This is a genomic window from Prosthecobacter sp., from assembly GCF_029946185.1.
GTDB lineage: Bacteria > Verrucomicrobiota > Verrucomicrobiia > Verrucomicrobiales > Verrucomicrobiaceae > Prosthecobacter.
Genome location: NZ_JAQSEA010000141.1, coordinates 31,848 through 39,697, shown reverse-complemented (window position 1 = coordinate 39,697; position 7,850 = coordinate 31,848). Strand labels below are relative to the sequence as shown.

Here is a 7,850-nt window from a genome sequence, read left to right as displayed (position 1 = left end):
AGCTCGACGCAATGCTCACACGTTTGCGCGCCATCAAGCACATCGAATTCATCCGCATTGGCAGCCGCGTGCCCATCTTCGTGCCGCAACGCATCACGCCCGAACTTTGCAAGATGCTGCAAAAGCACCACCCGCTGTGGCTGAGCATTCACACCAACCACCCGCGCGAACTCACCACCGAAGTGCGCGACGCACTGGCCCTGCTAGCCAACCACGGCATCCCGCTGGGGAATCAAAGCGTGCTGCTGCGCGGTGTGAACGACAACGCCGAAGTAATGAAGAGCCTCGTGCACAAGCTCCTCATGTGCCGTGTGCGCCCCTATTACCTCTATCAGTGTGATTTGATCCAAGGCAGCTCCCACCTGCGCACCAGCGTGGCTGATGGCATCGACATCATCGAACAACTGCGCGGACACACCACCGGCTACGCCATTCCCCAGTTCGTCATCGACGCCCCCGGCGGCGGCGGTAAAGTGCCGCTCAATCCTGATTACGTGCTGGTCCGCGACGAACAACGCGTGGTCATCCGCAACTACGAAGGCAAGACTTTTGAGTATCCCGAACCCGCGCTGGTGCGGCGGTGAAAGCTCCTCAAGCCTGAGGAAATCTCAGACAATCCCGCCGCCACAATGCAAAACCGACCGGCATCGCCGTCAGCCAGAGCAGGCGGCCACCGAGCGATTTCAAAGCGCTAAACTGCGGCACCAATCCGACGCCGCTCAGGAAGGCAAACCGGCTGTACTGCGCGGCAGCCCGCAGCAGCCGCAGCGGGGCGGTGAAGAACCAGCCGCTTTCGAGATCGAGCACCATCTTGAACATGAGGCGATGCCCTTCGGCATTGGTGCGAGGACTGGCGGGGCCATGAACCAAGGAGGGCGCATCCATCCAGTAGATACGCAGTTCCTCGTTGATATGGCGGGTCTGATGATGCTTTGACACCTGGCACCAGATATAGGACTCGGGGATGAAGTTGCCGGACACATCCTTGGGATAAGGGAATTGGCGAAGCACATCCAGGCGCACAAAGCCCCACTTCTCTCCGCGCACCTTATGACGGTACTCCAGTTCGGCAGCGGAACAGTCGAGCGGGTCGGATGGAAAACGTGAACCGACGAGCTGGCCATTTTGATCCCGACATAGGGCCGTGACTCCAGAAAAAGAGTCGCGCTTGTCTGCAGGAATGCTTTCCCAGTGATGCTTCAGGCGTGCGAGAGCCTCCGGCACACAGCCGTCATCGGAATCGAGCTTGATGCTGAGCTGGCCCCGGGCTTCCCGCAGTGCGAGATTATGCACATAGTGTGCGCCACGATGTGGCTCCCGCAGATAGCGCACGGAAAAACCCGCTTCGCTTTGGTAACGAGCCATCAAGGCCGCGGTGTCGTCAGTGGAACCGTCATCGATCACCAGCCATTCGAAATCGCGAGTGGTCTGCGCCTGCAAGCTGTCAAACACGCGGTGGAGCGTGTGGGCTCGATTGAAGGTGGGCGTAAAGACCGTGAACAGCGGCATGGGAGGATGGCAGAGCCCTAGATAGTCGCAATTTCACTCAATCCGACTCAATCCTCAATAAGCGTTTTCCCGCTTGAAGAAGGTCAGGAGCATGATCTGGAGATCCAGCCAGAGGCTCCAGTTTTCCAAGTACCAGAGATCGCACTGGATGCGCTCCCCGAGATCGGTGTCACCCCGAAGGCCATTCACCTGCGCCCAGCCGGTCATGCCGGGCTTGGAATGGTGACGTGCGTTATAGTGCGGAATTTGATGTTTGAAGCCGGCAATGAGTTCAGGACGCTCCGGACGCGGGCCGACGAGACTCATCTCCCCCTTGAGCACATTCCAGAACTGGGGCAGTTCGTCGATGTTCCACTTGCGCATGAAAGCCCCCACCTTGAGACGGCGCGGATCGTCTTTGACGCACCATTGCGCGCCGTTGGCGGACTCAGCATTCACTTTCATGGAACGGATTTTAATGATGTCGAAGGGGACTCCATTGAAACCCCAGCGGCGCTGGTGGTAGAACACCGCCCCCCGTGATTCCAACCAGACCACCGTGCTAAAAAATGCAATGATTGGAGCGCTCAGCACGAGCCCAATCGTGGCACCCACGACATCCACAATGCGCTTGGACATGACATTGAGAGTGTCATCCAAAGGCAGACGCGTGACCCCCAGCACCGGAGTCCCGGCAATCGTTTCAAGGGTGAGGCCAGAAACAAAGACTCTGAAATACGAGGGTATGACCTTGAACTGAATCATTTCACGCTCACATAGATTGGCGAGGGTGATCATCTGTTCGCGTGGGCCATGCAAGTCTGCGACGACGACCATGTCCACGGCATGGGTGCGGACCAAATGCTCCACTTCGTAAACATCCCCCAGGCAGGGTACGACTTCGTCCTCAGGACAGCCATCCTCAGTATTTCCCGTCCTGACCCAGCCCATGATGTCAAAGGAACCGGTTTGGTCCCGCTTCATGGTCTTCCACAAGGCCACGGCCTCTGCATTCCAGCCGACAAACAAGGTGCGCTGCTGCAAAGCCTCAATACGGCCCGGCGCTCGCAAGCATGATACGAAAAGCGTGCGCCAGCCCAGAAGAAGAAGAAGCGCGGTCGCTCCATTGAGCATCACATAGACACGGGAAATGCTGGGCTCCAGCTTCAATGCGAGGGTGATGGCAAGGAACCCAGCCGTCCAGACGAGCACCCCCTTGGCAATCTTGGAAGACACCCAGCGGGTGCGCAGCAGCACATTCTTGTGATATATGTCCTGCCAGCCCAGCACTAGGATGAGCGACAGACTCCCTAATGCCATATGGCCGCCATACTGCCGAAACGTCATGAAGTCGAAATTTCCAAATTCACGCATGAACGTGTGGAATCGAAGCCAAAAAGCCAGATAAGCCGCCAAGATCCCCATCACCAAATCGCCCAAAACACTGACGAGCACCCAAAAGTGGGGGGACACCTGCTCATTTTTCCGCCACGCACGCCGTGCTTCAAGAGCCTGCAAAGCCGCGCCTGAACCCAGGATGTTGGTATTGGAGTTGGTTGCTGGCATGGCTTTTAAATGTAGTGAATACCTAAATTATACTCAATACATATTTAGATGCAATCAAATACTATGATAATTATCTTACATTTGAAAAAGAAATCCTTTCAGGATATCACTTTTGATAAATCACAACCTCTCTAGTCTACCTCGCACTCAATCAAAAGGTTACCTTGAGGCCGGCAACCAATCCGCGTCCCGGCAAGGGCACCCGATCCTTGAGGATGGAGGTGTGCTCGCGTGCGTCTTCATTGGTCAGGTTCATGCCTTTGAGATAAAGGTCCATGGTGGTCGGCCCTTGCTTGATGCGGTAGGTCAGTGAGAGGTTGACCTGAAAGTAACTGTTGGTCCGTGCCTCATTCATCGCCAGCTGGCTTTGCGGAGCGGCATAGACGCCTTCGAGACGAGCGCCGAAGGCACCGCGCTCCAACATCAGCGTGCTGGAAAGGTGGAAGGGCGGGATGCGGGGCAGTGAGAGGCCTGTTTTGGTATCACGCGCACGCACGACGTCTGCGCGCAGTTGCAGATGCAGGTTGTTTTGGTGCTCGGGCGGCTCGGTGGTGATGGGATGCAGCAGGTGGAAGGTGGCCTCCAGTTCGGAACCGAAGAATTCCGCATTTGTCGCCTTATAAATCAGCTCGTTGTAGCTCTCCCCACCGACCACGCGGACGATTCCGGTTGGGAACTGACCAATGAAATTGGTGAAGCGATTGTAGTAACCACCGATGCTGCCCGTGACCCAGCCGATGCGCTTCCGCACATTGAGATCAAAACCCACTGATTTCTCCTGCTGGAGATTGGGGTTGCCGATTTCGAATGCGCCAGTGGCTGCGTGTGGGCCGTTGGCAAACAGCTCCTGATAAGTGGGTGCGCGTTCCGCACGGTTGATGGTGAATGCGACGGAGTATTCGTCATTCGGGGTGAAGACGATGCCTACCGAGCCGCTCAAATTGTCAAACGTGCGTGCCAGTGCCGGGCCAAAGGCGGCACTGTTCAGTGACTCCACTGAGATGTGGTCGTAGCGCCCGCCAAACTGGAAGCTCATGGGGCCACGGCGGATATCCTCGTAGAGAAACACGGCGTTAGCCTGCGTGATGGTTGATGGTAGAAAGGCCTCATCCCCTGAGGCGCTGAACTCACTGCGGTCTGACTGGTAGCCGACCACGCCTTCCATCCCGACGATTTTTTCGTGCTTCACTTCCACTCGGGCATCGTAACCGTTGTTTTTGAACAAAGTAGAAGTCTCTCCGCTGTCGAACTCGGTGTGCTGGTACCTGGAGCCAGCGAGCTTGTAGCTGATTTCCTTGATGAGAGTGAAAGGCTTATAGAAAGCACCGCGCACATCCAGCCGCTGCTGACGCATGTCGATGACGATATTCTCCTCGGCAGGAGAGCCGTAGTTGGTGTGAAATTCTGTCCAAGCGAAGCCAACGAAGCCTTTGTCCCAGATGTAGCTCAGGCCGCTGGTTATACCTTCGGAACGCAGGTTGCTGTTGGGCATGATCTTGCTGGTTTCGGTCTCGCCTGGGGGCAGCGGATTGATGGTCTGCTCGTTGGTGGTGCGAGCATTGCCGGGGATGCGAAAGTCCTCGGCGGCACGCGTAAAAGACTCAATGTGAAAGGCTAAGCCCTTATAACCGCCTTCGACCATGACGCTGGAGAGGTAGCCGTTGTCCACGGAGCTGTAACGCCCGTTGAGTGCCCCTCGGATGGTGCCGTCGATTTTTTCGTCCACGATGCGTCCGTCGATTGAATTGACGACGCCGCCGATGGCATTCGAGCCATAGAGGAGAGTGGCGGGACCGCGCACCACTTCGACGGATTTGAGGTTGGAGGTGTCGAAGCTGACGGCGTGGTCCACGCTGGTGGCGGAGGCGTCGATGGTGTTGAGGCCGTTTTGCAGGATGCGAATGCGATCTCCATCCAAGCCGCGGATGATGGGACGGCTGGAGGCTGGGCCGAAGTAGGAACTGCTGACGCCGGGCAGGCGGGCCAGGGTCTGGCCGAGGCTGGGTTCAAGGGCGAGTGAGAGATTCTGGCCGCTGAGGATGGAGGCTGATTGGGCTTGCTGGAAGAGCGGGCGGTCTAGAGGAGCTGTGATTACCATTTCATCCATAGGAATTTCTTCCTCAAGGCTGGCGGATTGGCGGACAGCCTGCTGAATTCTTGTGTCGGATTCAGCAAAAAGAGACCCTGGAAGGAGGGCGAGGAGAATCGGAAGGCTGAGGCGGCGGCGGTTAGTGCAAGTGCTTTGCATGATTGGCCGAGTTATGTGCAAACCGATTGCAATTGCAAATCATTTGTATTTTCAATTTCGTACCCTAGTTTTGTTTTATGAAGCTACTCCTTCGATCCCTTGGTTTTCTGGCTGCCACAGTTCCCTGCTTTGCCGCCACCAAAGTCGCCACGCTGCACCCCCTTCTGGCTGATCTCGCTCGGCAGGTCGGTGGTGCGAATGTGGAGGTGGTGGAGATTCTGAAGCCGGGTGCGGATGTGCATCATTTCGAGCCGGCCCCCAAGGACTTGGCGGAGATGCGGGGTGCAAAGTTGCTGTTGGCTTCGGGCAAGGGGCTGGAGAGCTTTCTGGATAAACTGCGGGACAGTCTGGGAGCTGGTGTGAAGCTGGTGGAAGTGGGTGAGAAGATTCCTTCCATTCCTTTTGAGGAGCATGTTCATCATCATGAGGGCGCGAAGGATGCTGACGAAGATCATGATGATCACCATCATGGTGCCGTAGATCCGCACTGGTGGCACAGCGCTGAGAACATGAAGCGCGCGGCGCGCATCGTGGCGGATGAGCTTGCGGCTTTGGATCCTGCCAATGCGGCGGCGTACTCAGCGGGTGCGAAGGCGGCGAGCAAACGATTTGGAGAGCTGAAGAGCTGGGCGCAGAAGGAGATCGCGAAGGTTAATCGGAAGGACCGCCTGCTGGTGACGGCGCACGGGGCCTTTGGTTATTTCTGCAAGGAATATGGTTTTGAGCCTATCTCCCTGCTTGGCATCGGACGCAGTGATGATGCTTCTTCGAAGCATGTGGCGGAGACGATTGAGGAGATCCGCGAGCATGGGATCAAGGCGATCTTTCCAGAGGATCAGGCGAATCCGAAGGTGCTGGTTGAGATTGCGCGCAGCACGGGTGTGAAGATTGGTGAGCCGCTGATTGCTGATGGTACGGCGAAGGTGGCGCACACGTTTGAGACGATGCTGGCGCATAATGTCCGTTCCATTGTGGCGGCACTGGCTCCTGCTGCTGTGAAATGAGGTGTGACGCGAGTTCATGAAGTTCACCACAGATGTCACTAAGGAACTCAGAGGTTCGGAGTTTAAATTTCAGAGCATTATGACGCTCCGGAAGTCTCGAATCACTTCCACTGTTGAAGCGATGCAAATGCCTGAACATCGGGAATTCACCCAATGCCGATCTTCCCACACAATGAACCGCAGAGATTGGACGCTCGCAGAGGAACGGAAAAGCCGATGAACCACACCTCTCTGCGTCCGTGCAGCCTCTGCGGTTTAATGAACACCCTGTACCGCCTTTTTAACCGTTCCTGATATCATGCGTGGTTTCCCGCCCATTCAGATTTTTCTGCTCGCCCTCACGTTCGTTGTGCTGGCGGTGCCGTTGAGCCATCTCACTGGCACGGTGAGTCATGCGCAGCCTGCTCCCACGAAGGTTGCGGAATCGCAGAGTGTGAAGAGCTTGGTGCAGCTGCGTTATGCGCACAAGCCGACGACGTTGAGCGTGAAGATTGCTGACAAGGAAGTGATCACTGACATTGCGGCCTCGCCCATCGAACTGCAAACCGCCCTGCTCTCCGTCAAAGATGGTGTGGATGTTTTTTTGAGCGCCACTTGGGCTGAGGGAACGCCGGATACTTCGATCACGATTGAGCTTGAGCCTGACAGTCTGGCCTCACGCAGCGAGACGCGCTGGTCTTCTGCTGGGAGTCTGGATGAAGTCATCACCTTTGAATGGAAATGAGTGCCGCAGTTCCCCATGTCCATACGAAGGAGCACGTCTGCTGGGGCGGAGGATGTGAGCATACGCAGCATCACCGGCTGGAGGTGATTGATTTGAGCGTGCAGTATCAGGAGGTGAAGGCGCTGGAGAAGATTAGCTTTGCGACGGAGTGTGGTCGGAGCATGGCGCTGATTGGTCCGAACGGTGCGGGGAAGAGCACGCTGCTGAAATCCCTTGCTGGCCTTATTCCCGGCGGCAGTGGCAAGATCTTGTGGCGTGGCAAGCCGTTGACGCGGAGCAGCCATGAGATCGCTTACCTGCCACAGCGGGGGGATGTGGATTGGAATTTTCCGATCACGGTGCGGGGGCTGGTTGAGATGGGGCGATACCCGAATCTGGGCTGGTGGCGGCAGTATTCGCGGCATGATGCGGAGATTGTGGAGCGCGCACTGGCCAGCATGGAGTTGTGTGATTTAGAGGATCGCCAGATCAGCGCGCTTTCGGGCGGGCAGCAGCAGCGGGCGTTCATTGCGCGGGCGCTGGCGCAGGAGGCGCATGTGCTGCTGCTGGATGAGCCTTTTACGGGGCTGGACAAGCCGGCGCAGGAGAATCTGAGCCGGTTGTTTAAAGAGCTGACGGCTGAGGGGCGGCTCTTGATTGCGAGCCATCACGATCTGCAGACGGTGACGGGCAACTTTGATGACGTGCTGCTTATTCGTCGGCATCAGGTCGCTTTTGGGCCAGTGGCGGAGGTGTTCACTCCGGCGCATGTGGCGGCGGCGTATAACAGTCTGGAAGCGGCGGGGAGCCAAGCTTGAGGAATGCCTGATTTATGAAACTT

6 protein-coding genes and 1 pseudogene are annotated in these 7,850 nt (G+C 56.9%); 4 read left to right on the top strand and 3 right to left on the bottom strand.

Translation table 11 applies throughout. The features are described 5' to 3' along the window. Positions 1 to 584 (top strand): annotated as a pseudogene (locus PSV43_RS12135) (lysine 2,3-aminomutase); the annotation flags it as partial. 7 nt (positions 585 to 591) lie between these two features. Here the strand turns inward: PSV43_RS12135 and PSV43_RS12130 are convergent. The 3 genes from PSV43_RS12130 to PSV43_RS12120 all read right to left on the bottom strand — a co-directional run bounded on the left by PSV43_RS12130 (position 592) and on the right by PSV43_RS12120 (position 5,152). Then, on the bottom strand, positions 592 to 1,509 hold the full coding sequence (locus PSV43_RS12130; protein WP_300197188.1) for a glycosyltransferase family 2 protein: 918 nt from the start codon (positions 1,507 to 1,509) through the stop codon (positions 592 to 594). 54 nt (positions 1,510 to 1,563) lie between these two features. Further along, on the bottom strand, positions 1,564 to 3,054 hold the full coding sequence (locus tag PSV43_RS12125; protein ID WP_300197185.1) for an exopolysaccharide biosynthesis polyprenyl glycosylphosphotransferase: 1,491 nt from the start codon (positions 3,052 to 3,054) through the stop codon (positions 1,564 to 1,566). 151 nt (positions 3,055 to 3,205) lie between these two features. Next, complete coding sequence (locus tag PSV43_RS12120; protein WP_300197181.1) at positions 3,206 to 5,152, bottom strand: TonB-dependent receptor; 1,947 nt, start codon at positions 5,150 to 5,152, stop codon at positions 3,206 to 3,208. A 227-nt stretch (positions 5,153 to 5,379) separates the two neighbouring features. Here PSV43_RS12120 and PSV43_RS12115 point away from each other — a divergent pair, with 227 nt between their 5' ends. The 3 genes from PSV43_RS12115 (at position 5,380) to PSV43_RS12105 (ending at position 7,827) form a co-directional block, all read left to right on the top strand. Beyond that, positions 5,380 to 6,306 (top strand): metal ABC transporter substrate-binding protein, encoded by a 927-nt coding sequence (locus tag PSV43_RS12115; RefSeq protein ID WP_300197178.1) that lies wholly within the window; start codon positions 5,380 to 5,382, stop codon positions 6,304 to 6,306. Between the two features lie 298 nt (positions 6,307 to 6,604). Then, the gene (locus PSV43_RS12110; RefSeq protein WP_300197175.1) at positions 6,605 to 7,030 is read left to right on the top strand and encodes a hypothetical protein; all 426 of its coding nucleotides are present in this window, start codon (positions 6,605 to 6,607) and stop codon (positions 7,028 to 7,030) included. Beyond that, positions 7,027 to 7,827: an ABC transporter ATP-binding protein gene (locus PSV43_RS12105; protein WP_300197172.1), complete on the top strand. Its 801-nt coding sequence runs from the start codon at positions 7,027 to 7,029 to the stop codon at positions 7,825 to 7,827. Before PSV43_RS12110 ends, PSV43_RS12105 begins: the two co-directional genes overlap by 4 nt. Positions 7,828 to 7,850 lie beyond the last annotated feature (23 nt).

Excerpts from the sequence above, each read along its gene's own strand:
- PSV43_RS12105 (WP_300197172.1), top strand. The coding sequence starts at position 7,027 with ATGAGTGCCGCAGTTCCCCATGTCCATACGAAGGAGCACGTCTGCTGG.
- PSV43_RS12120 (WP_300197181.1), bottom strand. The coding sequence starts at position 5,152 with ATGGTAATCACAGCTCCTCTAGACCGCCCGCTCTTCCAGCAAGCCCAA.
- PSV43_RS12110 (WP_300197175.1), top strand. The coding sequence starts at position 6,605 with ATGCGTGGTTTCCCGCCCATTCAGATTTTTCTGCTCGCCCTCACGTTC.
- PSV43_RS12125 (WP_300197185.1), bottom strand. The coding sequence starts at position 3,054 with ATGCCAGCAACCAACTCCAATACCAACATCCTGGGTTCAGGCGCGGCT.
- PSV43_RS12115 (WP_300197178.1), top strand. The coding sequence starts at position 5,380 with ATGAAGCTACTCCTTCGATCCCTTGGTTTTCTGGCTGCCACAGTTCCC.
- PSV43_RS12130 (WP_300197188.1), bottom strand. The coding sequence starts at position 1,509 with ATGCCGCTGTTCACGGTCTTTACGCCCACCTTCAATCGAGCCCACACG.